Here is a 26584-nt window from a genome sequence, read left to right on the forward strand (position 1 = left end):
AAGTCTGGGTCTCACCTTACCCGATTGGAGTGCTTATTATCCATACAAATCGTTTAAGAGTGACTCCCAAACGCGTGGCATTTTTCGCTTCGCTCAAGTATGGCACACGTTTGTCGCACCTTAACGAGGCGTTAGTTTGCAAAGGGCAGAAAAGCGTTTGTGGTCTAAAAACGTTGTTCTACGCTCTAGCTATTCACCTGTCCGTTTTTTAATCTCACGAACTTTCCGGTGGCACTATGTTGGAAGCGTTTGCGGCGAGTGAGTCACTTACTGGCTCTAACATTGTTGCTAGTTTCTCTGATGCGTTTTCTTTGTCTTGGTGGCTGAGGTGCTTGTAAATAGCTTGGTCGCACTTGGTTGTCAGGTTAGTCGAATGAATCCTTTGCCAGTTAAAGTGCTTCAAACCGTCGTTGTTTGTCGTATGTCGCTTCTTAGCCAAGTGCGTTTTGTTGGTTGGGTTTAAATTCTAAGCTGCTCGTTTTACTTTTGTGTTCAAAGTCAGTAGTTTCAACGCTAATTCAACATCTTGGCGCTAAACCTCTAGTTTCATCGCGGTGGCAAACTAACAAAGCGCTTAAGGCAGATTCGCAACGCGTGGCACTTTTAGTATGCGTTGATTTATGTGTTTAAGGTGTTGTGCGGTGACTTCGTATTACGCTGCTCACTACTTAGCTTAGCGTTAGGTGTACGAAAGTGGCTAAAAATTAGCAATGAAGCTACAATGTACATAAGAAAGTAAAGTATGGAGCCTTTTCTATGTCTATCAAAGAGTTAACAAAAAAAGTTAGGTCAGCCTCGCCGAAGCGAAGCCATGCCGCACGGGTAAGCATGCTTAAAAAAGCTCAGATTATTGATAAGAATGGGTACTACTCTGAACGTTACTTTTCTGAAGAAACTGTAGAAAAGGATAAAGAAGCAGGCAAGGCGATTACGGCGTAATGTACAATAACAAAACCTCATTTGTTTATGGCTTTCATGGAATTGACAAGGGAGCCGCAACCAAAATCTTGCAGCATGAGGATGAATTTAAACACAGTAATAACGATTATGATTGGCTCGGTCAGGGTACTTACTTTTGGGAAAATAACTTTGAGCGAGCGAATCAATACGCTGTAGAAGATAGCCAGCGTAAACATTCCAAAATCAAAGAGCCGTTCGTCCTTGGTACTGTCATTGATTTAGGCAACTGTCTCGACTTACTCGATCAAGAACACTTAGACTTCTTGAAAGTCGCATATGAAGATCTCAAAGAGACTTTAGAAAAAGAAGGTAAGTCACTACCAGTAAACCAAGGGTTTGGTCCCAATGATTTTGATTTCCGCAAGAGAGAGCTTGATTGTGCAGTAATTCGCTGGGCTCACGAGCTGGCAAGAGAGCAAGGCACTCATTTTGACACTGTTAGGGCAGCTTTTTGGGAAGGAAATGAGCTCTACCCTAACGCAGGCTTTAGACAGCAAAATCATATTCAAATTGCAGTTTTAAACCCTAATTGCATTAAAGGTATTTTCATTCCTAGAAATAAAATCGACTATCCCTAGTAAACATAAAACACCTAACAATCTGTTTAAGAGTGATTCGCAACGCTTGGCATTTTTGCTATGCGTTGCGTTTTGTGTTTAAGGTGGTATGCGGAAACATCGGTATTGCGTTGCTCACACCTTAACAGGGCGTTAGTACGGGATTGGAATCAAAGGTAAAAAGTTTCAGTGTTTATTGGTTCCCTTTCCAAGTTTTACACCTGAACTGGCGTGCCTTTCACGTTCTTTCCGGTGGCACTATATGCGGAGTGTTCGCTTTGGCTTCACCGTTTACGGTTTCTAACTTTTTGGCTATTTCTCTGGCGCGGCTTCTTTTGTGTGGTTAGTTTTTTAATCTTAAATTCAATACGTTGGTTTTGTTGTCAAAGTTCGGTGACCGAATCCTTTGCTAATTTGAAATTGGTAAAAAATGGGTAATTTGGCGTATTTTTCTTCTAGCCAGCTTACGTTTTGAGATTGAGTTCTAGTTTGGTAATTGTCCGTTTGGCTTCAGCGTTTTAAGCCAACAGTTTCGTGCTATATTTCAGTATCTTGGTGCAAACCAAAAGGTTTTGAAACAGCGTACTAACAAACAATTTAAGAGTGATTCGGCACGCGTGGCATTTTTACCATGCGTTGGTTTTAATGGTTAAGGTGGTATGCGGAAGCATTGGTATTGCGTGCCTCACACCTTAATTGTGCGATTTGGTAATGTAACGCAATGAACGGCTATGAACTAAAATGATAAATTAACCGAATAAATACAGTAAGATAGATATTATTGGTTGGTTCATGGTTGTTCTCTATAATGCCTCAAGTTACAATTTTTCTGCTACATATTTGCTACACTAAGGATTGTGTCATGGCATTAAAGCAGAAGATCACCAACAGCTCTATCAAGAACCTCACCATTGAAGATAAGCGCCTGAACGATACCGAAGTCAGCGGTTTTCATGCGCGAATCTCCCCAAAAGGAGCGGTGAAGTATTACCTGTACTATCGAATTAACGGTAAGCAGAGAAACTATTTCTTAGGTGCGGCTAATTCATTAACGCCTGCTCAAGCTAGAGATTTAGCCAAAAAGAAATCTGGACAGGTCGCCAGTGGGGAAGACGTACAAGAAAGCCGTCATGAAGCTAAGAAATTAGAAGCACGTGAAGGGCTGACGTTAACCCGTTTTCTTGACGAACATTACCAAGACTATTTGATGGCTTTAAATCCTCGAACGGCTAACCAGTCGTTTAATTCAATTAAGAATACGTTTGCTCACCTAGGAGAAAAACGCCTCACCGATATTACCGCTCGTGACATTCAAGAGTGGTACACCCTCAAACGTAAGCAAGGTCGAGCGCCCGCCACCATGAGCCGTACTTTCATGTCGTTCAAAGCGGCACTCACCAGAGCGGTAGAGTGGGAGTTGTTAGATTCTCACTCTCTCGATAAAGTGAAACTGGTCACTGAGGATAATACTCGCGTTCGTTATCTTTCCAGTGAAGAAGAAAGCGCCTTACTTATTGCCCTTGATGAACGTAACGACAGGCTAAGAGCGTCTGGCAGTGAAAAGCTGTATTCAGACTTTGTTAAGCCGCTAGTTATCACCGCAATGAACACTGGCGGGCGTAAAAGTGAGTTACTGAGCTTATCTTGGGAAGATGTGTCGTTTGAGAATCGTTATCTGACCGTTAAAGCCGAAAATGCTAAGTCAAAGAAGACAAGACGTATCCCGCTCAATGACACCGTATTTAACCTTCTTAGTCAGTGGCGAGCACAAAACCCCAATCAAATTTACGTGTTTACCCCTAATCACCGAGACTCTGCACCTCTGATTCAATACCCTTGGCAGTGCCTACTGAAAGCGGCGGATATCTCTAATTTCCGGTTTCACGATTTGCGCCACCACTTTGCGAGTAAGCTTGTGACGAATGGCGTGGATTTGAATACAGTTCGTGAGCTGCTAGGGCATTCTGATTTGAAGATGACCCTTAGATACGCGCACCTAGCGCCAGAGCATAAAGCCGCAGCTGTGAACCTCATCGGATAGTGAGTGCGTTTTACTATGTCGCCAGCATCAAATCAGTAAGCTAACGATTTACTAGGTTACGAGTACTGATTTATAGATGGACGATAACAGGGATTACATACACTTAAACGAACTGGAAAAGTTAACGTTACTCACAAAGGAACAAGTGTTTGATGCGGTTGAACGTGGGGTGTTTAGGCTTCACGCTAACATTGACTGTCCAGACGCGGCGGCAGTCGATAGCCATAACGTATTGCTCTATAGCTTGCATGTACGGGGCTTTATTGAGTTAACCCAAAAGCAATCTCTGCAAGTCTTAGTGGGTAAATGCCAGTTAACGCGGTTTGAAGCCCTACCAACACTGGCTTACGCTAAACCGAGACTCATTAAACAGGCTTTCCCGAATGCGGTTAAAGGTCAGTTTAATGGCATCCACGAACAGCGTTTAAGCTCCAAGAATATAGCTTTCATCGTGCCAAAACTGGCAGCGGTGTTTCCAGAGCAAGAAAGCATGATGCAGATTGCCAAAGACAAAACCAGTCAGGGGCAGGTATCAAGCCTCGGTGGGCTATTGTCGGCATTCACTTAAATCATCAGTGAAAGTACCAAGCAATTATCGTCCATACCTATAGGCTTACAAGCCAGTGATATCAGGCTTTGCACAAATAATTTAAGCCAGAGCTTTAACCGAACATGGCAAGAGTTAAGCCGTCACGATAGCCGGCTACCTAACCACATTAAGCCAGTAACCAATCCTTCGCCAAGCCAATCAGGGCAGGGCTTGAAGCCACAAATAGAAACCAACCCCGTTAAAATGATTCAGCATCGAATACTCACTCTTTATCCTCAAGCCAAAGCAAGAGAGGTTTGGAACCTGATCCGTGAAGACGTTCGAACGGAGACGTATCAGTTTGATGTGGATGTGATTGTTGATGGGATAGACAACGAAAGGCTATACATCAGTAAACAAATGAACAATGCTAATGAGGGTATGACCTTTAAACGCTTCCAAAATATGCTGTCAGAGGTAAGGAAGGGTATACGAGAATAAATGCTCCCGCCAATCCTCCCGTTTTTCTTCCCGTGAATGATTCTAAGGTTTTCATAGTACCTCCACGAACAATGAAGGTACTTAGAGTATGGAAAACCAAGAACAAAACAAACGCGCTTACACAGAGCAAGAAACTTCGACTTACATCGGCATGAGCCGTTCATTTTTACGTCAAGCTCGCATGGAAGGGCAACGCAAAAACAGAACAGACGCACCACCTTTTATAAAGATTGGTCGCGCGGTTCGTTACCTTAAAGAAGATTTAGACCGTTGGCTCGATAACCACACTAAGCGAGACCACTTATCACAGGAGGAGTGCTTCCATGCTTAAAGAGCCAGAGTTTCCTCATGTGAAATACACCGAATCCGGTAAAACCATTGTGCTGAATACGGCTGATAACTTAAAGGCGTTACTCAAGAGTTCAGGCTATGAAGCCAAACTCAATAAGATGACCCTAGAGCCTGATATTTTCAAAGGTAAGGAGTGCATGGGCTCACCCGATACGGTGAGAAGTGAACTGATTTCAGTGGCGTCTATCCATTCATTACCTAAACCCGCCATTGATGACCATTTTAACGCTGTCGCTCTCGAAAATAGCTATCATCCTATTAAGGGTTGGTTATCCGGTGAGTGGGACGGACAACCAAGAGTGGACGCGGTGTTAGACTGTTTAGGGGCTAAGAATCCACAGCTGGCTAGAATCGTATTGCTACACTGGTTAGTGGGCTGTGTAGCATGTTTGCTTGTGCCTAATTTCAAATCAAAACTTGTTCCTGTGCTGCAAGGCGAACAGTCGTTTAAGAAGACGGCTTTTGTTGAGCGTATTGCTAACGTGATGCCAAGTGCCTTCCTAGAGGGGGCAGAGTTAAACCCCGATAACAAAGACAGCGTCTTATCGGTGATTCGTTCTTGGATAGTTGAATTAGGGGAGCTAGAGCGTTCTACTAAAAACTGCCAAGGCGCACTCAAAGCGTTCGTTACACGCGCTCAAGATACGGTGCGTCCTCCTTATGCGAGAAGTGATATCAAGAAGTCACGACAAACCAACCTGATAGCGACGGTAAACGGCACAGACTTCTTAAAAGATGAAACAGGCAATTCACGTTACGCGGTCATTGAGTTAATAGCTGAAACCAACATGGACAAGCTTAATGAGTTGCTAGGGTGGAATTATCAAGTGACGGGTGAGCTGACACTGGCAAAGCCGGAGAAACTGCGCCAATTCTGGTTAGAAGTGAAACACCAATTCTTAGTACAAAAGCACCCTTGGATGCTTTCACCTGACTCTCAAGCCTTGGTATCAAAAGAATCGGCTAAGTACGTGGATAAAGGCACTTGGTACAACATGCTCAACGACCAACTAGAAACTTGTCATGGCAAAGCTAGGGAGTGGCTCACGACTAAGCAAATCTGTGACTTATTCAAAGTTGATGCATCTAAAGGTAACGTGGTTGGCAAAGCCTTAAACCAACTACACAAAGAAGAAAAACTAGATAAGAAAATGCTCAATGGTTCAAATCAATACTGCTTTCCTACCGTCACTCCCCACACTTCATTTCTGTAAGTTGCTTTTTCTACTCCACTTACTCCACTTGAATCTCAATTAGGTGGGGTAAGTGGGGTAACTATTTGAACATTCATCAATTTGAATACTTGGGATAACTAGTACTAACTGGATTATGAATGTAATGGTTTAACTCGAAAGTGCCCGTGCGACCTGAAGTCGTATGAAGCGTTGTTCACCGCGATAAGAGTGAACCGTCTGTATCACCAGACGCCCCTAGGATCCTGAATAAAGCAGCGGATCTGACAATGTAACGAAACTTGGCCGTCAGGCTTAGTGGGAACAGAATCGTAAGAGGATGCTCCTCCTGAAAACCACAATTCGGGTAAGTGCTAGGGAGTCAATATGATGAACGTATGTGAATCCATTAAAGGTGCGTTATACGATGAAGCAGCGGAAGTGGTTAATACGCTGTGGCCAAAATGGCAATGAGAGTCGGAAAGGAGTTGGGCATTGGCCTTTCGTGATCAGAGTACTCTCCGCACTAGAGTGGGCATCTAAGTTGACATTTTACGTAACATACGGAACAGGGTAAGCCTGTATCACTCCCGATGGGAAAGCCTTTGTGGCCGATAGTGATGCAGGTACAGGAGGTTGGAAAAAGCGAAGGCTGCATTGTAACGATGCAGATACAGACTTGTGTCTGGTCACGAAAGTGAGCCCACTTTCGACTGGTCTCCCGTTGCGAGAGAATTTGAAGAACTTTATTCAAGGAGAAACGCAAATGATGATTTCAAAAGAGATTAGTGCCTCTCCTGACAGCGCTCAATGGCAGCCAATCGACTGGAAAACCGTTGAAGCGCATGTATTAAAGCTCCAGATGCGTATCGCAAAGGCAACTCAAGAAGGTAAACACGGCAAAGTGAAAGCTTTGCAATGGATACTGACTCACTCGCGTTCAGCAAAACTTCTTGCTGTTAAGCGAGTATCTCAAAACAAAGGCAGTAAAACGCCTGGAATAGATGGTGTCATCTGGAATACAGATACACGCTGCATGAAAGCAGTGAATCAATTGAGTCGAAAAGCTTATCAAGCTAGACCGCTCAAGCGTATCTATATCCCCAAAAAGAACGGCAAACTTCGACCTCTGGGTATCCCATGCATGATAGACAGAGCGCAACAAGCGCTTCACCTATTAGCGTTAGAGCCCGTATCGGAATGCCTTGCAGACCCTAACAGTTATGGTTTTCGACCAAAACGTAGTACGACTGATGCTATCGGGCAGTGTTTTATCTGCCTGAGTCAAAAGCGTTCAGCGCAATGGGTTCTTGAAGGGGACATCAAAGCCTGTTTCGACAAAATCGGGCATCAATGGCTGATGGATAATGTTGCCGTTGATAAGCGTATGTTGGGACAATGGCTAAAGTCTGGCTTTATAGACAAAGGGCTGTTCTATGACACCAATGAAGGCACGCCTCAAGGTGGGATTATATCCCCAACCTTGATGTTAATGACGCTCTCTGGTCTCGAACAGCAAATTAAGTCTACCGCTCTCAAAAAGGGAGCAAGAGCCAACTTTATTGGATACGCCGACGATTTCGTCGTCACTTGCGCTTCAAAGGAAGTGCTTGAGAACGATATCAAACCGTTGATTGCTGACTTCTTAGCTGAACGAGGCTTAACACTCTCCGAAGAGAAAACGCACATAACTCACATCAACGATGGCTTTGATTTCCTAGGTTTTAATCATAGGAAGTACAAAGGAAAATTGCTCATTAAGCCGAGTAAGTCCAATACGTTGATGTTCTTAAGTAATCTGCGTGAACTCATCAAAAAGCACGTAACCCTTCCAGTGAATGATCTTATCAAACTGATAAATCCAAAACTCAGGGGATGGTCGAACTATTATCGACACTGCGTGGCTAAACAGGTATTCGGATATGTAGGTCATAAGCTATTCCATACGTTATGGCACTGGGCTAAAAGGCGCCACCCAACAAAGTCTAAAACTTGGATCGCCCTAAAATACTTCATCAACCGAAAAGGCCAGTGGCAGTTTCACGGTTGGCAGAAGATCATGGATATGGATTGCCAGTTTAATCTCTTCCAAATAGCCAAAGTGCCAATAGAAAGGCATGTAAAAATCCGAAGTGCAGCGATACCATTTGACCCTCAATACCAAGAATACTTGGCAAAGAGAAAGCCCAAAAGGTCAGCACGTAACTCTTGGATCGAACCTGCTCCGACTGCTTTATAAGTTGCTGGGTATCAAACGATGCCTTCGTGGAGGCTTGAGCCTAGTGCAGTGAAAGTTGCACGCTGGGTTCTTAGAGGGGCGGCACTTGGTAACAGGTGTCGTCTACTCGACCAAAGTTTGTTTGGGACAACCAACTTTAGGGTATTTATGTCACGCCTTTCAATGTGTTACTTATCTGGAAAACTATCATTAAGGTTTCCAGACCTTATCTCGTGATAAATAAACTTAGTGAGTTCAATTGGGTATGCCTTAGAGACAGTTAGCAATTTTGTACTTAGGCACTCTAATTAGTAAACGAAAATCTGATAGTATTAATCTAACTAAAACTAATAAAAAGAGTTGGTTAGATGGAACTATGCGCTAGTCAGGTTATTGAAAAGTATAGAAAGTATGGCTTTGAGTACAAGAAGCAGTACTCAAATCGCTCATATCTTACATTCACATTTAGGTCAGGTTTCTTTCACAATGCAGAAGTTGTAAAGATCTCGAACGATGTAGAAGATAAAAAGCAGATTGAAAAGAAAATTAAGAGCCTTAATGATCTAGGCATTTCTGCGAAGATTACCGAATACTCCACACTAGATAAGATTGAAGAAGGTCTATTTGCAGGCTTTTTTGACGTTGACTCTTGGCGTAAACGTATAAGAAGTGAATATAAAGAATATGTCGAGTCAGTAATGCTTGCCTATCCTGATCAAGAAAGCGACCTATCTTACGATTATATAAATGCCCCATATACCGTAGTAAATTCCAATGCGGAACCTTCGCCTAAGATTATTGATGATATCGTATCTCGCTTAAGCAATGACACGGCTCAATTGATACTCATAGAGGCACCTGCTGGATTTGGTAAAACATGCACATCATATGAGCTTATAAATACTCTAATTTCAGATAATAGCAACCCTATTCCTTTCTTTACGGAATTTTCACGAGACAGACAAGCTAGAATTTTCAGCCATGTTTTTGTAAGGGAGGTTGATAGAGCATTTAATCAAGTGAATTCAGATATCGTCGAATACGAGCTTAAGAATGGCCGAATTGTAATGGTTTTAGATGGATTTGATGAATTATTGTCTGACACTCAAAAATCTGAATCCACTGAAGATTATGAGAATGCAGAGCCTATGCTCGAAACCATAAGTGAACTGCTAGAAGGGAAGTCTAAAATCGTTATCACATCTAGGAAGTCAGCCATATTTGATGGCGCGACTTTTAGTGAGTGGGTTGAGAGGTTCGACGATAAGTTCAGCTTTGTGCGATATAGAATTGAGCGACCTGATGTTGGTGATTGGCTAGGGGCGGTAAGACAAAGCAAAGTTGAAAACGTAGGATTGAATCTCAAGGAGGTGTCAAATCCAGTTTTATTATCCTACCTTCGGTTCGTAAATGATCACAAATTCCAGGAGTTATGTGACTCACCAGATGAATTGGTGACTAAATACTTCAACAGTATGCTAGAGCGTGAGCAAGAGCGTCAAAATTTACATATTACACCAGAGGGGCAAAGTGCGCTTCTTACGTTGCTGGCAGAGGATATGTGTGAGCGAGACTACACATCAGAGTCGAAAGAAAAGTTAATTGAGTTCTTTAAATCAGAAAAGTGTTCTGGAATTTTGGAGCTTGCAAGAAAATCTTATAAGGCTAGTGAGCGTCCTTCAATTGATTCTCTTAGCAACACTTTGTCTAATCACGCTTTCTTTGACCGCAGTAATCAAGGAGAAGGACGTATTGAGTTCGTCAATGAATTTGTCTTTGGAAACTTTATAGCTGAGAGCGTATTAAAGTGTGATGGTGATTGGATGGCAAGTGACGAAAGATTTGTTGAGCCAGCGGTACTTTCGTATGTTCCAAGGCACACGGATGAGCGACAAAAGCTTTGGTATTTATTAAAGCCTATGAGTGAATTTTTGTCGGCATCTGATAGGTTTAACTATGAGCTGGACATGCTGGATGAGATTAAAGATGGAGATTACGACCAATGCTCACTAATGTCTTTGAACATTCAACAGTACAGACTGTTCAACAATTGCGCTGTAAAGGAAGTATCATTTAGTGACTGTGTTTTCACTGACATCGATTTTGTAGCTGCGAATATGCAAGACGTAACGTTTATTAACTGTAAGTTTTATGGCTGCGAAATTAGCGGGGATCTTCTAAATACAGAGTCTTTTTTATTCTTGAATTGCATTGACAATAATGGGTTTATCAATGATGTCGAAGGATACAAACCAGAAGAAGATGTGGATGAGATTGATGAGTTAACAAGACTAATTCTCGAACGGTATTGGCGTGTAGGCTCTGCACAAATTGATAGATTGCATATTCCTTTGGCAAGTATTTATAAGGTGTGTCAACAACAGGGTTACTCAAAACGCCAAATTACATTGGAAATCAAGCGCATGAAATCCCGAAAAATCCTTGGGGATGCGAATGATGGAGAATATATCGCAATTAATAGGGATAGCATTGTTACTATCAAAGAGATGTTAGGGAGAGTGTGATGAAAACTAAACTCCCGTCTTTAGTCGAAAAAGCTATTGTAGAAGATATAACCCGTACTCTTAATAAGGTTGGGATTATGTATCGTATATTCTCAAGGGCAAAAGATCTCCGCTCACTAACAAGAAAAATAAATTCTAAACCTAAGTATCTGGAGAGGCGCTCCAAAATACAAGATATGATTGGTATTCGTATAGTTTTGTATTTTCCTGATGATATTGAATTAGTCCACAATGCAATGAGTGCTACATATGCTGAAAGACGAAAGGATGCCAGTATAGATGACCTTGACGACAACACATTTAAGCCTGTGCGTTACAACTTAGTGTACGAACTACCGAGTAAGTGCAGCTATGACTTGGACTTTGAAAACTCAGAATGTGTAGATGATACGTTTGAACTTCAAATTAGAACTGTTTTATCTGAGGGGTGGCATGAAGTAGAACATGACTTACGATACAAATATCAAGATGATTGGAATGAGAGTGCTACAGAGTCACGAAAGTTAAACGGTGTGTATGCTTCTTTAGAAACGAATGAATGGACAATGATTCGAATACTTGAAGGTGTAGCATATAAACACTACAAGCAACAGAATTGGGAAGCGATGCTTAGGCAAAAACTTAGGCTAAGAATTCAAGATTTTGAACTAGGTGAAGACATAAATCTGCTCTTTAATACAGATATCGAACTCGCGAAAAAATTCTTCCGTGTCGATAGGGAAGATTTTATCTATCAACTGTACAATAAAGGTTTTGACTATCCGTTGACGTTGAGAAATTTGGTTTGGTTTGCCAATACAGTTTTTATACAAAACGAGAAAATACTTGCAAATACGCCGCCAGAATTTGTCGAGGAGTTCTCTTAAGTACGAATCAGTGATAGAGGTCAATACGACCTCTTTTTATTTTGTTGTGGAGTTGTTCCTAACTCAGAATTGTCCAGATATGTGTTAGAAAGGGCTTGTTTTTGGTTGAAAGAACGTAGAATTTAAAAGCTACATATTTGCTACACCGCTTATGCATTTAAATTTTATTTAATAGTTAAGTTATTGAAATTGTTATCTTTGATTTTATTTTTGATTCGCCTTAATTGGGCGTTATAAAACAAGAGAGATTTATGGAAAAGTCAGATTCGTTTATTGTTGATTTTTGGGCATTTGTATTCAAAATGCTTGGAAAAATTTCATTTTTCAACTTGGTCAGAAGGCTATGCCCTAAAGCTAGAACTGGTCGTTTTTCTGAAATATGGGCTTTAAGTCATGTGTTTTTATCTATAGCGTCTGTGCCTGCTGTTTTATACATCAATAATCAATATATCGGCTTTGCTATAGCTTCTTATGCATTATTAAGGGTTTATGAGGTTGTGATTTATCAAACAAATGTACTTTTGTTTGATGAATATCGAGCGATCAAAGCTGGTAAAGAATACAAGCTGCATGGTTACAGACGAATTGTAATTTTATTGATGCAGAACTATTTCGAGATTATTTTTTGGTTTGCAGCGCAATATATTTTCTTTCAAAACATGTTCGCATTCGCAGTTGATGGATCTCACGAAAGTGTTTTAGGAGCGGTTTACACGAGTTTTGTTGTAATGACTAGCTTCGGATTTTACAACGTGACACCGTTAGGGGTTTTAGCTTACTCACTAGTTATTGGGCAAGCAATGATAGGTTTGTTCATGACATTGTTGAGTTTAGCGCGATTTATTGGTGTTATACCGACACCCAAGTCTATGGATGTTACGGAGCAGTAAATTGTTTTATAACAAAGCATTTAAGACGGATTCTCAACGCTTGGCAATTTCGGTTTAGGTCGGCTTCAGTGCTATATGTGGCAAGGTTTAGGCTTAGGTGGTCGCGTTGTTCACCACTTAATGCGGCGTTAAGTTTTTAAGAGGTAGTATTCAGTAATGCAATTAGATTTCATGTTTTCATTGGAGATGCAACTTATATTCGGGGTTATGTTTCTTTTTTTAGCTATGGGTATTGCATCATTGGTTTCAGGTGAAAACCCATATGCTCTGACAGTATTTTTGGTTGGCTTAGTACTTATTGTTTTGTCTGCTGGTGCTGTCATGTACATAGAAAATATAAAATCGATAGCGGGGGGGTGGGTGGAATCTCAACGAATGTCTAAAGAAGTGTTTGACGACTTTGACCAGAAAAGTACTCTCTTTTTATTCATATTTCCTTTTGTTACAGCGGCTATAGGTACTAACCTTTTAACAGAAGTGATAACGAGAAATTTCAAGTTTGATCAAAGGTTAACTTTAGGCAAGGTACTGTTGGGTTTTGGGGACGGGATTAAGTTTATATTCGGGCTTGCTATTTTACCGATTACAATACCTCTGGTAATTGTTGTTGCAATACTATTTAGTGTCACCGCCACATCAAGGCGTTGGTATCCAAGGTTTGTTAGTATCGTCGGTAAAATCAGTCGTAGAACCGAATTAATTGTGCTGAAAGCGGATATCATCCTGCGCAGCATTTCTAAAGCCAAAACTTAACAAAGCATTTAAGACGGATTCTCAACGCTTGGCGCTTTCAGACTAGGTCAGCTTAAGTGCTAAATGTGGCAAGGTTTAGGCTTGGGGGGTCGCGTTGCTCACCACTTAATGCGGCGTTAGTTTGCAAGGATCAGAAAAGCGTTTGTGGTCTAAAAGCTTTGTTCTGCGTTCTAGCTATTCACCTGTTATTTCCCAAAGACTTTTCATCGAAATAGGCATCTCGCGTAGCCAGTTTTTCGGTTAATAGGCTTTCGTGTTATTCAATTCTTTCGTGTTAGTAAGGTTCACTTCTCAACGTTCTTGCGCGCTGCTTCTTTGGTTTTGAAAGTTAAGCGGGAACATTGAAAGATGGTATTTGTGGTTGTCGGCATCTACGAAAGTCTTCTTAGCCAAGTGCGTTTTGTTAGTTGGGTTTAAATTCTGAGCTGCCCGTTTTACTTTTGCGTTCAAAGCTATTAGTTTTATAGCTAATTCAGAACCTTGGCGCTAAATCTCTGGTTTCATCGCGGTGGCAAACTAACAAAGCGCTTAAGGCAGACTCGCAACGTGTGGCATTTTTAGTATGCGTTGATTTATGTGTTTAAGGTGTTATGCGGTGGCTTCGTATTGCGTTGCTCACTACTTAGCTTAGCGTTATATTTTATTGAAGGACTTAGCTCTAAATGAAAAGTGTGAGTAAATACATTATTCCCATTCTGCTAGGTTGCATGTGCTTTAGTACATTTGCCGAGACTACAAAAAGAGATTTTGAGCAGTTTTTGGAACAAGAGATTTCACTTAGTGCCCTAAAGATAGTTGGTTACAAAGCTGGAGATATGTGGGCAATGATGTTGCAAGCTCATAGAGGTGAAATATCATTAAGTAAAACTGAGGCAGAGGTTCTATTCGCCAAGCTGATTGACCTACATATGTGTTTCCAAAAAATTTATGAAAAACATCCCAACGAGCCAGATGTGGAATCGGCTTATTTCCCCACGTTAGATGATTCAATTTTATTTCGGCAAGCGGGAAACAGTTTATCGAAGATCATCGGTGACGATGACTCTGGTGCTTTGAAATTAGTTCCTGATATTGTCTGTAGTCAGTATCTGTCGCCTGAGGAACTTAAAATATAACAAACGCTTCAAGAGGGACAGTGTAGTTGACCCGATCTAGTGGACACCTTCAATAGTAATTGGAGGTGTTTATGCCAGCTTATAAATCAGGTAAAAAAACTCAACAATATCTTACGGAATTTAAGGTAACTGCTGTCCGACTTTCGCTTCGAGAAGGAGTACAGTTAAAAGCGTGGCGCTATCATTAGATATCCACCCTTATATGCTTTCTAAATGGCGAAAGGACTATAGAGAAGGGGTTATTATGGAAGATAAACGTAAGAAAAGGACTCAGATCCCGAGCCAGAAAACTGAGTCTAGTCGGATTGCAGAGCTCGAACGTCAGAATGAACAACTTAAGCTCGAGAATGACTTGCTAAAAAAGTGGCAACGATTCGTTGCCCAAGAAAATCGACAAAATTCCGATTCATAGCCCATTACAAAACGCGTTATTCCATTGTATTGATGTGCCGTTTTCTATCTGTTTCTAAGTCGGGTTACTACGCATGGCTTGATAGAGAACCAAGCCGCTACGATCAAGAAGAGCAGGCTTTGAAGAAGCGTATAATTAAAGTGTTTACCCAGAGTCGAGAGACTTACGGCAGCCCACGAGTTCATGCAGAACTGAGGCGCCAAGGCGTTTTGGTTAGCCGCAAGCGTGTGGCTCGGATCATGAGAGAGCAAGGGCTAAGAGCACGAAGTTATCGCATTTACATGAAAATGGCCAAGCTACATCGGTTCTATCAATCGATTAAGAATATTAAAAAAGACACACCAAAACCAACGGCAGTTAATCAACAATGGTCTGGAGATCTAACGTATATAAAGCAAGGTAAACGTTGGATGTATCTAGCCGTCGTTATCGACCTTTACTCACGTAAAATCGTCGGTTGGTCGCTTGGTAGTAAGAAGAGTACACGGCTAACGATGAGTTCGTTGAGAATGGCCATTAGAAATCGAAAGCCACAAGAGCGCTTATTGTTTCATACCGACAGAGGCTCTGAGTATCGAGCCCATGAAGTTCAAGCTTTATTATCAAAAAATGGAATTGTCCCAAGTATGAATCGTCCAGGTCATTGCACTGATAATGCGGAGGTGGAGTCATTCTTCCATACGCTCAAAGGCGACATAATTAGGAAAAATAGTTTTAAAAGTGAGAAGCAGCTTAGAGATAAACTTGCCGGTTATATCCAGCATTTTTATAACCGTTATAGACTGCACTCAAGTCTCGGATATCGAACCCCACATGAGTATGAAGTCGTGACGGGTTAAAGAGAATAGGGTGTCCATTTTATCGGGTGAAGATCACTCCCAACGCATGGCATTTTTAGTATGCGTTGATTTATGTGTTTAAGGTGTTATGCGGTGGCTTCGTATTGCGTTGCTCACTACTTAGCTTAGCGTTAGTTTGCAAAGGGCAGAAAAGCGTTTGTGGTCTAAAAGCTTTGTTCTGCGCTCTAGCTATTCACCTGTTATTTCCCAAAGATTTATCATCGAAATAGGCATCTCGCGTAGCCCGTTTTTCGGTTAATTGGCTTCCATGTTACTCATCTCTTTCGTGTTAGTAAGGTTCATTTCTCAATATTCTTGCACGCTGCTTCTTTGGCTTTGAAAGTTAAGGGTGAACATTGAAAGGTGGTATTTGTGGCTGTCGGCATCTACGAAAGTCTTCTTAGCCAAATTTGTTTTGTTGGTTGAGTTTAAATTCTGAGCTGTCCGTTTTACTTTTGTGTTCAAAGCCAGTAGTTTCATAGTCAATTCAACACCTTGGCGCTAAATATCGGGTTTCATCGCGGTGGCAAGCTAACAAAGCGCTTAAGGCAGATTCGCAACGCGTGGCACTTTTAGTATGCGTTGATTTATGTGTTTAAGGTGTTGTGCGGTGACTTCGTATTACGCTGCTCACTACTTAGCTTAGCGTTAGCACTGGGTTGGCATCAAAGACTAAAAGTTTCTGTTTTTATTGGTTTCTTTTCCTCGCTTTACACCTGATCAAATGTGCCTTTCACGTTCGCTCCGGTGGCACTAGATGTGACGTTTTCGCTTTGCTTTCACCGTTTACGGTTTCTAACTTTCGGGCTATTTCTTTGGTGTGGTTTCTTTAGTTTTGGGAAATTATCACCCAAAATGCGTTTCTTTGGCGCGGTAGTTCAATTCTGAAGCCCGTATCCTTTGCTAATTTGAAAGCGGTGAAAAAGGGCAGTTGAGCATGTTTTTCTTCTAGCCAACTTACGTCTTGACGTTTGTTTTTAGTTTGGCAGCTGTCCATTTGGTTTTGGTGTTTTAAACCATAAGTTTCGTGCTATATTTCAATATCTTGGCGTGTGTCAAAGGCTTCGAGGGCAGCGTGCTAACAAACAGTTCAAGTGGGATTCAGCAAGCGTGGCATTTTTGGTATGCGGTAGTTTTGGTGTTGAAGTGCCATGCAGCAGCTTTGGTATTGCGTGCTTCACCCCTTAACTGGGCGTTATGTGTAACTAAAGGATATACAATGAGTTTTGATTCTTGGCGAAGTTTTTTTACATTTAGTTGGGCGGTTAATCGGAAGCAGAGATATATTCTTGACGAAGAATCTCAACGTTTTCTCAATGCAATTATCGAAACGTGCAAAGAGAGAGAATTATCGATACCCAAAGGTGCTACGGTTTGGCGTGCGCAAAATGGACATGCATGGAGACCAATGTATCAAACTGACCCAGAAACTGACGAACAAGTGCACGTGGATAATGTACCTATTCCTTTCCCTCCTTCAAGAATGAAACCCTTAGAGGATAGTGCTTCAGAAGGACGAGCGAACTCTAAAGGAATACCTTACCTTTACGTGGCCACTGATAAAGAAACGGCTATGTCAGAAATAAGGCCTTGGCTCGGTGCTATAGTTTCGCTGGGAGTATTTAAAACAACAAAAGATTTAAAAATATTAGACTTTTCCGTTGAACATGGCGTTAGCAATACTAATTTTCTTTTTTACTTCAATGAGCCGAGCGAAGAAGAGAAGAAAAAAGCAGTTTGGTCGGATATTGATAATGCATTTTCTAAACCGGTAAGAAATTCAGATTCCACATCAGATTATGCAGCAACACAAATCATATCAGAGTTTGTAAAATCTAAGGGTTATGATGGTATTGCATATAAAAGCTCGTTAGCTGATGGGCATAATATCGTTCTCTTTGATCTCGCTTCAGCAGAGGTTTTAGGGTGTCAAATCCATGAGGTATCTAAAGTTCAGTTTGAATTTAAAAGAATAGAAGAACACTAAGAACATAACTTGAGTATTGTTACACATAACAAACGCTTTAAGACGGATTCGCAACGCTCGGCGGTTTTGGTTTGATTTAGCTTTTGTGTTTACGGTGCAATGGTTGAGTATTGTGGTGCGTTGCTCACCACTTAAGCGGGCGTTATACCTATTGGCACATGGGGAGCGAGTAAATATGGGTAGAGCTAAAGAGTTCATGCTGGAACAAGAAGAAAGAGGGTACTACTCTGTGGGTGACAAGTTCTTATGTTCTAGATGCATTGGTGAAGAAGACTTAGGAAGATATGTGCGTGCTCAAGGGGAGCGAGGGGAATGCACATATTGTGGAAATAAAAGACTAAGAATCATTCACTTTGACATGCTTATGGAATTCTTAGTGGATTGTATCAGCGAGGAATATGGTGAGCCTAACAACGTTGGTGTTGCATGGGATAGGGGGTGGTGTGGAGATGTAATGGATTCATACGATCTGTTAGGAGAGCTAAGTATTCCAATAGAAAATATGGATCTTCAAGATGACATTATGTCTTCTTTAAATGTCCAACAATGGTGTAAGAGAGATTTTTACAATTTATCTCCCTCGGAGGCATATTTGCATGGATGGAAATCGTTTGTACATCTAGTGAAGCACAAATCTCGATACTTATTTTACCGTGCTGAAGATGAGAGAGAATTTAATAGTTTCGACGAAATTCCACCTAAATATTTCATGGATTCTTTGAGCAATGTCGTAGACAGCCTAAACTTATATAGGAACATTAAGGTCGGCGAAAAAGTACTTCGTGTAAGAGTTCATGATAAAAAAACCAAACTTAAGTCAGCTAATGATATTGGTTCTCCCCCAGTAGAGCTTGCAGTATATCCCAATAGAATGAGTCCATCCGGAATATCAATGTTCTATGGGGCTTTCGACCGACGCACTGCAATCGCTGAAACCTTTGAGGGACCAAATCAAGCTAAGGTTGCGAGTGTTGGGACTTTTGAAGTTGCTCGAGAGCTTGTCGTGATTGACTTTAGTAAACTACCTCCATACGAAGGGTTGCTGTCAGGATGTGAACGAGATTATCGTCATCAACTATCTTTTGTGTACGATTTTCTATCGGATTTTACAGCTCCAGTGAGAAAAGATGGTCTTGAGCATATTGATTATGTTCCAACACAAGTAGTCAGCGAACATTTTCGATTTATCCATAAGACCAAAGGAGGTAAGAAAGTTGACGGTATTATTTATCCTAGCTCAAAGCATCATAAAAGAAATGCAATAGTTCTATTTTGTGACGACAAAGAATGCGTGGAGCATGATGCAAAGGATGGTCTTTTGAGACTTATAAGTCTCAAAAGAATTAATCCCAATAAATACATATAGGTATAACAATCTGTTTAAGAGTGATTCGCAACGCGTGGCATTTTCATTATGCGTTGGTTTAAGTGATTAAGGTGGTATGCGGGAGCTCCGGTATTGCGTTGTTCACACCTTAACAGGGCGTTATAACTCATGAGCTCGCTCGAAAGTCTAACAAGTGTATTTGATGTTTCTTTAATCGGGTTGTTTCATATGAGCTTGGTTTATCTTTACGAGGCAGTTATGAAGTCTAGACAATGTCCCAAGTGTCGGAAAAATGTTGCATTTAGCTGGTTTTTCTTTAGTTCTCATTGGACGAAGTATCGTTGTATTGAATGTGGGTCGCTGATGAAATGGAGTAGGAGGCGAGCTTATCTAGGAGCAATATCCGGTGGTTTCGCTGGCCCATTTGTCATTTCTACACAATCTCTCATTCCATCTGCGTTTCTTAGAGTCTCTATTGCTATTATTTTCGCAATAGTTTTGGCAGTTTCTGTGAATAAGCAGATTGAGTACATCGACGAAACTGAGTTATAACAAACGACTATGGCGTCAATGATTAATTTTTGGCAGTGTTTTCATCCCACATGGCGCCATCTCTCAGCATAGAGTTAAGAGTCACAACCATCTTTCGAACACACGCGATTATTGCGACTTTCTTAGGCTTTCCGGCAGCTACAAGTCGAGCATAAGTTGCTTTGAATACGGGGTTACATTGCATGGCTGACATCATTGCCATATATAACACTGTGCGTACTTGCGCTCGACCGCCTTGGATCACGCGCTTACCTTTGTAGCGCCCACTTTCGCGTGTTATTGGAGCGACACCAATTAGTGATGCCGCTTGTTTATTTGTGATGTAGCCAAGTTCTGGTACGTTGCTAATTATTGATGCAGCGGCAATGTTTCCTATTCCAGGGACGCTCTGCAATATTGTGTTTTTAGCCTGATATTCAGGGCTATCTTCAATGAGTTTAACGAGCTTTTCTTCTAACTTGGTGATTTGATTTTTTATCGTGGTTAGCATCGGTTTGATAGTCGGATGGAGAGAAGCGGGAAGTATCTGGATTCGGTTCTTTTCCATGGTTTGCATGGATAACAACTGGTTTCGGCGAATGACTAAGTCACTCATTAGGCGTATGTTTTTTGGCTTTATGACAGTAAGAGCTGGTTTGATTGCTTCTCCATAGTGAGCAATCAATTCTGCATCTAAACGATCATTTTTGGCTCTGCGGCCAATAGCACCAGCGAACCGTTTTATGTGGACAGGGTTTGCTCTGACAATAGGTAATTGAGCCTCTGCACATGCAAGAACAAAAGGCATTTCTAATCGGCCTGTTGCTTCAATAACGATTCGTTCAGGACTGTGACTCTTAATCGTTTTGAGTGCTTTTTTGATGCCTTTATCATTGTTCTCTACTGAGAAAAATAGGTCTAGTGGCCTGATGTGGATGTCTAATTGTGTTTTGCCGGTATCAACTCCAACGTTGATGCTTTGATTGATTTTGGTATTCATAATAAGCTAACTCATGCTTGCGTAATGCGGGTTCGAGACCCAGTCGACTATTCGAGGTTTATGCTTGAAGTCCTATGTAGCGTTCATGTTTGTTATCGGTCTCTCGATAGAGGAGCCAGCGTTTAAACGAACTACTACATAGAAAGCTTTAGTTGCAGCTAAAGCCTGGGTCTCACATTACCCGATTGGAGTGCTTATTATCCATACAAGCGTTTAAGACAGATTCGCAACGCTCGGAATTTTCAGCTCAAGTTGAATTTTGTGTTTACGGTGCAATGGGTTAGGCTGGGTGGCAGGCGTCGCTCACTACTTAACGCGGCGTTATGTTTTCGGAGGGAATATGAGTAGTTATAAGAAGCTATTCGAGTGTGTGAGACCTGACTTTATTTGTAATCTCACAGCGACTCGGACCGAAGAACAAGGAGTTCTGAAGCTTACTCTTCGAAGAGAACACGAAAATATTGAACTCTATGGGTTTGAAGGTTTGGCTGATTCAGTTAGTGATTTATTATCGTCTGAACGTATAACAATCTCAGAAGAACTAGGTACTTATAAAGAGTTTGGCACAATACGAATTGAGTGTTGGGTAAAAGAAAGTTACTCAGAGTATTGGTGTGATCGCGCGCATGTAGAACAAGCTTAGTATCAAGTTTGAAGTGCGACTCCTTACCGTTTGGAAGGTTAAGCTATATATTTTGTGAACCATAAGCTAGAAATTAACGTACAAAATGCGACTTTTTAACTTAGGAATACAAAATGACTCTACAAGAAGAAAGAGCATCTAGAATTATTGAAATGGCATGGGAAGATAGAACTCAGTTTGAGGCGATAGAATTACAATTCGGCTTGAATGAAGCTGAGGTTATTCGCTTCATGCGTAGTAAACTGAGAAGCGGCAGTTTTAAATTGTGGCGCTCTCGAGTTTCGGGACGCTTAACCAAACACCAAAAACTGCGAAGCTTTGATATTACAAGATCTTATTGCCCAACTCAGTACAAGCATCGTTAAACTTACACCATACAAAACATTTAAGGCAGACTCCCAACGCTTGGCATTTTCGGTTTGCCTTGAATTTAGTGTTTACGGCACAATGGTTTAGGTTTGGTGGTTGGCGTTGCTCACTACTTAATACAACGTTGATACTTTGGAGGATATATGGAAGTAGTTACTACTCAACAGCATGTCTCAGAATACCCAAATCCGTTTTATTTGAAGCGAGGCGATAAAATAACGCTGGGTGAAATAGATGACGAATTTCCCAATTGGATTTTTATAACCAATGATACTGGTGAGCAAGGCTGGGCCCCAATTCAATATATAGAAAAGGTCGAAAGCAGCTCCTTAGGGGTAATGCTTGAAGATTATGACAATGTTGAGATCGATACCGTCATCGGTGAAAAGCTGACAGTGCTGCATGAACTCAATGAGTGGTATCGAGTTTCGAGATCAACATGCGAAATTGGCTGGGTACCAGTGCGCTCTGTACAACGTATTTAAACGCAAGTCACATAACAATAAATCAATATGACAGGGTTTATATATCAAAATATAAGTAGGCCTCATTTTTATGAGGCCTTCGAATATTACTGGTTTGGCTGGCCGCCAAGACAGATTAACTCGTTTGCTTCTTCTTCAGTTAAATTACTTAATAGCAGATCTAGAGTAATTTCTGTGCGGCGTTGAGCTGAACCAAACTTGTCAAATCCACCACATTTTACCGTGTCAATTTTCACAAGTGCTACGGTTTGCTTGTTGTCTTTTATTTCAACATTTAGAAAGCGCATGTAACTAGCCATATCCCACCACCAATTTGCAGAGTAGGTCAGTTTTGGGTTATCAGTAGTGCTAGAATTAGATTGAGAAATATCGACGACTTCATATTGGAAACCGTACTCATCTAATTTACTTGCAATGATATGTTTAATTGACTCTTTAGTGCGTCCATCATCAATGATCTGGATACTTTTATTTTCTATTTTAGTTGAATCAAGCTGCTGAAGTTCAAGGATGGCATTATTTGCACAGCCAGATATGAGTAGTATTGAAAAAATCAGGACGATTTTATTAAGCATTATAATGGTTCTTAATTATTATTCATATTAACTAAATGTTACCATATGGTATGGTGTTCATAAAATAGTTTTGTTCGTCTTAGAATTAAAATCCATTGCTCGCCCAAGGTTTCTTAAGCTAGCCCATGATACTGGAGCCTAGTACCTTTCTTGGGGGCATTATGTCTATGTACTATGAGGAATAGTTATGATAGTTAGCGAATATGTAGTGAAAAAACCTAATGATAAGGCGCTAAATTTGATTATTGAGCTAGGTTTGCCTGAGCCAGGTTCAACGGGTGACTATCGTTGTAAATTTAGTGTTCTGGCATTGGGTATTGACGAGTATATTTATGGTGTAGATGCCATGCAGTCATATTGTATGGCTCTAAAGCGCTTTAATTTTCTGATAAATGACCTCATCTCGGAAGGTTATAAGTTCTACTATCCTGGCTTTCTTGATATGGAACTAGATATTCTTTCAACGTACTTTTAGGTACAAACATAACAAGAGACCATAGCATCAATAGCTAATTTTTGGCGTTATTCTTATCCTACATTAGACCGTCTTTAAGCATTACACCTTGTGTCATGACCATCTTTCGCATGTAGGTAACTTCAAGACAGCTGGGATACTTACATATCAGCCCGTTGTGAGTCTGTTGATATGCCTTGTTATTTTTTAGCAGGCGAACTAGATTGTTTTTACGCTGCTTCGTTCGACTAATGTTGGTTCGAGTTCCACAACCTGTGGGTAAGCATCAGGAGTTTGTAGTCTGCTTAAAAGGGTATCTACTGCAACTTTGCCTAAACGGTGCTTTGGCTGGTGGATTGTGCTTAACGCGGGTGTCATGTACTTCGACAGGTGGATGTCATCGTAGCCAATGATAGACAGATCATTCGGAATCGATGTGCCATCTTGCGCCGCAGCGTGAATCACGCCCATCGCCATCATATCGTTACTGACGAACAAGGCAGACGGCATTTCGCCACGAGTTTTCAATGTCTGATAAGAGTCAAAACCACCGTCACATTCAAAGTTGGATTCAACAATCCACTTAGGGTTGATCTCTAAATTCGCTTCTTCCATCGCTTGCTTGAAGCCTTGATAACGAGACGAAGCTTGATTGCGGTGCAGTGGACCAGTGATACAACCAATTTGAGAATGGCCGTTATCAATCAGGTGCTTAGTTGCCATGTAGCCACCTTGGTGCGAGTTGTCTTGGATCTTATCGCTCGCAAACAGCATCGGGCCCCAATCCATTACCACAACAGGCAGTTCTGGATAGCGCTCGAATACATCGATATGTTCGCCTTCAAGGGTAGAACACATCAGCATCAAGCCATCGACACGCTTTTGCAGCAAGGTATCGATAGAGGATTTCATGCGTTCGCTATCGCCTTCGGTGTTACACAAGATAAGATTGTAGCCTTTTTCATAGCAACGACGTTCCACACCTTTTACTACTTCACCAAAAAAGGGGTTGGTGGATGTGGTCACTAGCATTCCCAAGGTTTTGGTTTGCTTCATTTTCAAGCTGCGAGCCAATGCAGAAGGCGCATAGTTGAGTTCTTTAGCCGCACTGTTAACACGCTCAGCAATCTCTTCACTGACAAAGCGTGATTTGTTGATCACGTGGCTCACGGTAGAAGTCGAAACCTTTGCGAGCCGTGCGATGTCTTTCATTGTTGCCATAAAAAATCCTTGTGGGAATAACCTTCCACGTTGGGCGATATTCTGCCTGAAAACAGGGGCTTATGCTTGTTATTTGTTGTTACCGAATTTGAAGGCTAACATCCGTTAACCACGGTTTAGCTCAGGAGTTAGGCCTTCAAATAGGTATCAAACTAAGCAGACAGTTGCTCTGCCAAAAACGCATCGGTTTCAGCACGGCTTGGGATAGAGGTTTGAGCACCAAAGCGTGTCACAGAGATAGCAGCTGCAGCGTGGGCAAATTTAATCGCACGCTCAAGTGGCATATCTTCAAGCAAGCCTGTGACTAATGCGCCATTGAAAGTGTCACCAGCGGCAGTTGTGTCTGTTGCTTCAACACGAAAGCCTGCGATTAATTCACCTTCGCTAGCTTTATTGCCTTGACCGCGATGACTCACCCACACGCCTTTCGCGCCTAGCGTGATCATTACCGTTTCAATGCCTTTAGTATGCAGAGCCAACGCAGCTTGATGAGCAGATGCATTGTCTGTCACGGTAATGCCAGTTAGCACTTCAGCTTCGGTTTCGTTTGGTGTAATCACGTCAACACAAGCAAGCAGCGAATCCGATAATGGACGAGCAGGAGCTGGGTTAAGAATCACTTTAGTTCCACTCTCTTTTGCTACTTTTGCTGCGTATTCAATGCCTTCAATTGGCGTTTCAAGCTGAGTCAGTAGGTATTTAGCGCCGCGGATCTTCTCGAGGTGCGGTTCGATTTGATCGCAAGTCAGCTTGTCGTTGGCTTCCGCAGAAAGACAAATGCTGTTTTCACCGGTTGCTGATACTTGGATCATCGCGATGCCTGTCGGCGTGTTGTCTGCAACGATCACGCCGTCGATGTTGATACCATCTTTAGCAAAATCTTGACGAATGTTGATGCCAAATGGGTCGTCACCAACACAGGCGATGAAGCCAATGTCTGCGTTTAATCTTGCTGCTGCTACGGCTTGGTTTGCGCCTTTACCGCCAGGAATGACCTGATAGTTACCGCCAATCAAGGTTTCACCCGGACGAGGGAACGAAGGAACTTGCAGTACGTGGTCAGCGTTAACGCTACCTAAAACAATCAGTTGAGTCATGATACGAGCCTTATGATATATCGTATTTGAAAATGCATAGGTCTTTCTCATGGTGTTCATTGCTAGCCTTGTTAGCGGCTTATGAGAAACAGCGATGCACTATCGGGTTTTGCTTTTGTCTTGAGCCAGTGCGCTAATGAGTTAAGCAAAGCAGGGGATAGGGGACCCTGCTTTATATTGCGTTATCTAGTAACGATTACTTAGCGATGATTTTTAGAGGTACTGGAACGTACTCGTCTACTGTTTCGCCTTTCAGTACTTTGTCTGCCATTTCGATACCTAGAGAACCGATTAAGTCAGGCTGTTGTGCAACCGTTGCGCCAAGTAGGCCGCGGTTAACTGCTGCGATGCCGTCTTCTGTGCCATCAAAGCCAACGATCATCACTTCTTTACCTGAAGCTTGAACGGCGCGAAGTGCACCTAATGCCATTTCATCATTCTGAGCAAATACGGCTTGTACGTCTGGGTTTGCAGCAAGCAAGTTTTCCATTACGTTCAGACCTTTAGTACGGTCGAAATCAGCAGGTTGGCTTGCTAGAAGCTCAAGGTCACTGCCGTTTACTGCGTTCATAAAGCCTTCACCACGTTCACGAGCAGCAGAAGTACCAGCGATACCTTCAAGTTGGATTACCTTTGCTTTTTCGCCCACTTTTTCCATGATGAAGTGGCCTGCCATTTCACCGCCGATTACGTTATCAGAAGCGATGTGGCTCACTACGTCACCACGGCTTGCGCCACGGTCTAGCGTTAGTACAGGGATGTCTGAGCGGTTAGCAATACGAATCGCGTTAGACACAGCGTCTGAATCTGTTGGGTTGATCAGGATTGCCTTAACACCACGAATGGTTAGATCTTCAATGTTCGACAGCTCTTTGCTTGGGTCGTTTTGAGAATCAAGAACGATAAGCTTGTAGCCTAGCTCTTCAGCTTTCGCTTCTGCGCCATCTTTCATGGTTACAAAGAATGGGTTGTTCAATGTAGACAGAACGATTGCCATTGTATCTTGCGCCTGTGCAGACACAGATACTGTTGTAGAAAGAAGAGCAGCAGAAATAAGAGTCGCTAATTTTTTCATGGTGTAAGTCCTTTATGTAGGGTGAGCTAGGAGGTGAGGCCTAGCTCGTTGTTACATTATTTATAGATTTAATGTTTATAGGTTTATTACT

The 26584-nt window shown here is 41.8% G+C and carries 25 protein-coding genes and 1 pseudogene; 21 read left to right on the forward strand and 5 right to left on the reverse strand.

Features of this window, described 5'->3' with window-relative positions; translation table 11 throughout:
- Positions 1-328 precede the first annotated feature (328 nt).
- The 17 genes and pseudogenes from WR49_RS21725 to WR49_RS16525 all read left to right on the forward strand — a co-directional run bounded on the left by WR49_RS21725 (position 329) and on the right by WR49_RS16525 (position 19082).
- Positions 329-463, forward strand: a complete 135-nt coding sequence (locus tag WR49_RS21725) for a hypothetical protein (RefSeq protein ID WP_269429479.1) — start codon at positions 329-331, stop codon at positions 461-463.
- 293 nt (positions 464-756) lie between these two features.
- Positions 757-939: a hypothetical protein gene (locus tag WR49_RS16445; protein ID WP_046224716.1), complete on the forward strand. Its 183-nt coding sequence runs from the start codon at positions 757-759 to the stop codon at positions 937-939.
- A complete protein-coding gene (locus WR49_RS16450) occupies positions 939-1538 on the forward strand; it encodes a hypothetical protein (protein ID WP_046224717.1) in 600 nt (199 codons plus the stop codon). The genes WR49_RS16445 and WR49_RS16450 overlap by 1 nt, the downstream gene beginning before the upstream one ends.
- Positions 1539-2379: 841 nt before the next feature.
- Positions 2380-3558 carry a site-specific integrase gene (locus WR49_RS16455; protein ID WP_046224718.1) on the forward strand — a complete coding sequence of 393 codons (1179 nt, stop codon included), beginning with the start codon at positions 2380-2382 and terminating at the stop codon, positions 3556-3558.
- Between the two features lie 76 nt (positions 3559-3634).
- Positions 3635-4126, forward strand: a complete 492-nt coding sequence (locus WR49_RS16460) for a hypothetical protein (protein ID WP_046224719.1) — start codon at positions 3635-3637, stop codon at positions 4124-4126.
- Positions 4127-4318: 192 nt separating this feature from the next.
- Positions 4319-4588 (forward strand): hypothetical protein, encoded by a 270-nt coding sequence (locus tag WR49_RS16465; RefSeq protein WP_156155682.1) that lies wholly within the window; start codon positions 4319-4321, stop codon positions 4586-4588.
- A gap of 88 nt (positions 4589-4676) precedes the next feature.
- Entirely contained in the window at positions 4677-4919 is a 243-nt protein-coding gene (locus WR49_RS16470) for a helix-turn-helix transcriptional regulator (RefSeq protein WP_046224721.1), read from the forward strand.
- Complete coding sequence (locus tag WR49_RS16475) at positions 4912-6153, forward strand: VapE domain-containing protein (RefSeq protein ID WP_046224722.1); 1242 nt, start codon at positions 4912-4914, stop codon at positions 6151-6153. The genes WR49_RS16470 and WR49_RS16475 overlap by 8 nt, the downstream gene beginning before the upstream one ends.
- Positions 6154-6877: 724 nt before the next feature.
- A complete protein-coding gene (gene ltrA, locus WR49_RS16480) occupies positions 6878-8350 on the forward strand; it encodes a group II intron reverse transcriptase/maturase (RefSeq protein WP_102360759.1) in 1473 nt (490 codons plus the stop codon).
- A 347-nt stretch (positions 8351-8697) separates the two neighbouring features.
- Entirely contained in the window at positions 8698-10854 is a 2157-nt protein-coding gene (locus WR49_RS16485; RefSeq protein ID WP_046224724.1) for an NACHT domain-containing protein, read from the forward strand.
- Positions 10854-11720, forward strand: a complete 867-nt coding sequence (locus WR49_RS16490; protein WP_046224725.1) for a RelA/SpoT domain-containing protein — start codon at positions 10854-10856, stop codon at positions 11718-11720. The genes WR49_RS16485 and WR49_RS16490 overlap by 1 nt, the downstream gene beginning before the upstream one ends.
- A gap of 251 nt (positions 11721-11971) precedes the next feature.
- Complete coding sequence (locus tag WR49_RS16495) at positions 11972-12610, forward strand: hypothetical protein (protein ID WP_046224726.1); 639 nt, start codon at positions 11972-11974, stop codon at positions 12608-12610.
- 156 nt (positions 12611-12766) lie between these two features.
- On the forward strand, positions 12767-13363 hold the full coding sequence (locus WR49_RS16500) for a hypothetical protein (protein WP_046224727.1): 597 nt from the start codon (positions 12767-12769) through the stop codon (positions 13361-13363).
- A gap of 662 nt (positions 13364-14025) precedes the next feature.
- Entirely contained in the window at positions 14026-14478 is a 453-nt protein-coding gene (locus WR49_RS16505; RefSeq protein ID WP_046224728.1) for a hypothetical protein, read from the forward strand.
- 71 nt (positions 14479-14549) lie between these two features.
- Positions 14550-15729, forward strand: a pseudogene (locus WR49_RS21120) (IS3-like element ISVisp1 family transposase).
- Between the two features lie 1219 nt (positions 15730-16948).
- Positions 16949-17716, forward strand: a complete 768-nt coding sequence (locus tag WR49_RS16520; protein WP_046224729.1) for an RES family NAD+ phosphorylase — start codon at positions 16949-16951, stop codon at positions 17714-17716.
- Positions 17717-17891: 175 nt separating this feature from the next.
- A complete protein-coding gene (locus tag WR49_RS16525; protein ID WP_046224730.1) occupies positions 17892-19082 on the forward strand; it encodes a HEPN-associated N-terminal domain-containing protein in 1191 nt (396 codons plus the stop codon).
- Positions 19083-19617: 535 nt separating this feature from the next.
- Here WR49_RS16525 and WR49_RS21515 read toward each other — a convergent pair.
- Positions 19618-20574, reverse strand: coding sequence for an IS110 family transposase (locus tag WR49_RS21515; protein WP_017064050.1), 957 nt, complete (start codon positions 20572-20574; stop codon positions 19618-19620).
- 340 nt (positions 20575-20914) lie between these two features.
- Here WR49_RS21515 and WR49_RS16540 point away from each other — a divergent pair, with 340 nt between their 5' ends.
- The 3 genes from WR49_RS16540 (at position 20915) to WR49_RS16550 (ending at position 22071) form a co-directional block, all read left to right on the forward strand.
- Positions 20915-21217 (forward strand): hypothetical protein, encoded by a 303-nt coding sequence (locus WR49_RS16540; protein ID WP_046224732.1) that lies wholly within the window; start codon positions 20915-20917, stop codon positions 21215-21217.
- Positions 21218-21330: 113 nt separating this feature from the next.
- Complete coding sequence (locus WR49_RS16545; protein WP_046224733.1) at positions 21331-21582, forward strand: TIGR03643 family protein; 252 nt, start codon at positions 21331-21333, stop codon at positions 21580-21582.
- 147 nt (positions 21583-21729) lie between these two features.
- Positions 21730-22071, forward strand: a complete 342-nt coding sequence (locus tag WR49_RS16550) for an SH3 domain-containing protein (RefSeq protein WP_017058475.1) — start codon at positions 21730-21732, stop codon at positions 22069-22071.
- Between the two features lie 86 nt (positions 22072-22157).
- On the opposite strand, the gene WR49_RS16555 is transcribed toward WR49_RS16550, so the two are convergent.
- Complete coding sequence (locus WR49_RS16555) at positions 22158-22646, reverse strand: Sbal_3080 family lipoprotein (RefSeq protein ID WP_017058474.1); 489 nt, start codon at positions 22644-22646, stop codon at positions 22158-22160.
- 187 nt (positions 22647-22833) lie between these two features.
- Between WR49_RS16555 and WR49_RS16560 the strand changes: the two genes are divergently transcribed.
- Complete coding sequence (locus tag WR49_RS16560) at positions 22834-23121, forward strand: hypothetical protein (protein WP_017058473.1); 288 nt, start codon at positions 22834-22836, stop codon at positions 23119-23121.
- 198 nt (positions 23122-23319) lie between these two features.
- On the opposite strand, the gene WR49_RS16565 is transcribed toward WR49_RS16560, so the two are convergent.
- From WR49_RS16565 to rbsB, 3 genes are all read right to left on the reverse strand, one after another.
- The gene (locus tag WR49_RS16565; protein WP_046224734.1) at positions 23320-24321 is read right to left on the reverse strand and encodes a substrate-binding domain-containing protein; all 1002 of its coding nucleotides are present in this window, start codon (positions 24319-24321) and stop codon (positions 23320-23322) included.
- A 152-nt stretch (positions 24322-24473) separates the two neighbouring features.
- Entirely contained in the window at positions 24474-25418 is a 945-nt protein-coding gene (gene rbsK, locus WR49_RS16570; protein ID WP_046224735.1) for a ribokinase, read from the reverse strand.
- A 196-nt stretch (positions 25419-25614) separates the two neighbouring features.
- On the reverse strand, positions 25615-26493 hold the full coding sequence (rbsB, locus tag WR49_RS16575) for a ribose ABC transporter substrate-binding protein RbsB (protein ID WP_017058470.1): 879 nt from the start codon (positions 26491-26493) through the stop codon (positions 25615-25617).
- Positions 26494-26584 lie beyond the last annotated feature (91 nt).

Origin of the sequence: Vibrio sp. ECSMB14106 (assembly GCF_000972265.1) — a bacterium.
Lineage (GTDB): Bacteria > Pseudomonadota > Gammaproteobacteria > Enterobacterales > Vibrionaceae > Vibrio > Vibrio kanaloae.

What these genes read in the sequence shown, in the direction of transcription:
- WR49_RS16560 (WP_017058473.1), top strand. Translation starts at nt 22,834, where the DNA reads ATGATAGTTAGCGAATATGTAGTGAAAAAACCTAATGATAAGGCGCTA.
- WR49_RS16475 (WP_046224722.1), top strand. Translation starts at nt 4,912, where the DNA reads ATGCTTAAAGAGCCAGAGTTTCCTCATGTGAAATACACCGAATCCGGT.
- rbsK (WP_046224735.1), bottom strand. Translation starts at nt 25,418, where the DNA reads ATGACTCAACTGATTGTTTTAGGTAGCGTTAACGCTGACCACGTACTG.
- WR49_RS16485 (WP_046224724.1), top strand. Translation starts at nt 8,698, where the DNA reads ATGGAACTATGCGCTAGTCAGGTTATTGAAAAGTATAGAAAGTATGGC.
- WR49_RS16525 (WP_046224730.1), top strand. Translation starts at nt 17,892, where the DNA reads ATGGGTAGAGCTAAAGAGTTCATGCTGGAACAAGAAGAAAGAGGGTAC.
- WR49_RS16460 (WP_046224719.1), top strand. Translation starts at nt 3,635, where the DNA reads ATGGACGATAACAGGGATTACATACACTTAAACGAACTGGAAAAGTTA.
- WR49_RS16500 (WP_046224727.1), top strand. Translation starts at nt 12,767, where the DNA reads ATGCAATTAGATTTCATGTTTTCATTGGAGATGCAACTTATATTCGGG.
- WR49_RS16540 (WP_046224732.1), top strand. Translation starts at nt 20,915, where the DNA reads ATGAGTAGTTATAAGAAGCTATTCGAGTGTGTGAGACCTGACTTTATT.
- WR49_RS16505 (WP_046224728.1), top strand. Translation starts at nt 14,026, where the DNA reads ATGAAAAGTGTGAGTAAATACATTATTCCCATTCTGCTAGGTTGCATG.
- WR49_RS16490 (WP_046224725.1), top strand. Translation starts at nt 10,854, where the DNA reads ATGAAAACTAAACTCCCGTCTTTAGTCGAAAAAGCTATTGTAGAAGAT.
- WR49_RS16450 (WP_046224717.1), top strand. Translation starts at nt 939, where the DNA reads ATGTACAATAACAAAACCTCATTTGTTTATGGCTTTCATGGAATTGAC.
- WR49_RS16520 (WP_046224729.1), top strand. Translation starts at nt 16,949, where the DNA reads ATGAGTTTTGATTCTTGGCGAAGTTTTTTTACATTTAGTTGGGCGGTT.
- WR49_RS16550 (WP_017058475.1), top strand. Translation starts at nt 21,730, where the DNA reads ATGGAAGTAGTTACTACTCAACAGCATGTCTCAGAATACCCAAATCCG.
- WR49_RS16455 (WP_046224718.1), top strand. Translation starts at nt 2,380, where the DNA reads ATGGCATTAAAGCAGAAGATCACCAACAGCTCTATCAAGAACCTCACC.
- WR49_RS16445 (WP_046224716.1), top strand. Translation starts at nt 757, where the DNA reads ATGTCTATCAAAGAGTTAACAAAAAAAGTTAGGTCAGCCTCGCCGAAG.
- ltrA (WP_102360759.1), top strand. Translation starts at nt 6,878, where the DNA reads ATGATGATTTCAAAAGAGATTAGTGCCTCTCCTGACAGCGCTCAATGG.
- WR49_RS16555 (WP_017058474.1), bottom strand. Translation starts at nt 22,646, where the DNA reads ATGCTTAATAAAATCGTCCTGATTTTTTCAATACTACTCATATCTGGC.
- WR49_RS16565 (WP_046224734.1), bottom strand. Translation starts at nt 24,321, where the DNA reads ATGGCAACAATGAAAGACATCGCACGGCTCGCAAAGGTTTCGACTTCT.
- WR49_RS16470 (WP_046224721.1), top strand. Translation starts at nt 4,677, where the DNA reads ATGGAAAACCAAGAACAAAACAAACGCGCTTACACAGAGCAAGAAACT.
- WR49_RS16495 (WP_046224726.1), top strand. Translation starts at nt 11,972, where the DNA reads ATGGAAAAGTCAGATTCGTTTATTGTTGATTTTTGGGCATTTGTATTC.
- WR49_RS21515 (WP_017064050.1), bottom strand. Translation starts at nt 20,574, where the DNA reads ATGAATACCAAAATCAATCAAAGCATCAACGTTGGAGTTGATACCGGC.
- WR49_RS16545 (WP_046224733.1), top strand. Translation starts at nt 21,331, where the DNA reads ATGACTCTACAAGAAGAAAGAGCATCTAGAATTATTGAAATGGCATGG.
- rbsB (WP_017058470.1), bottom strand. Translation starts at nt 26,493, where the DNA reads ATGAAAAAATTAGCGACTCTTATTTCTGCTGCTCTTCTTTCTACAACA.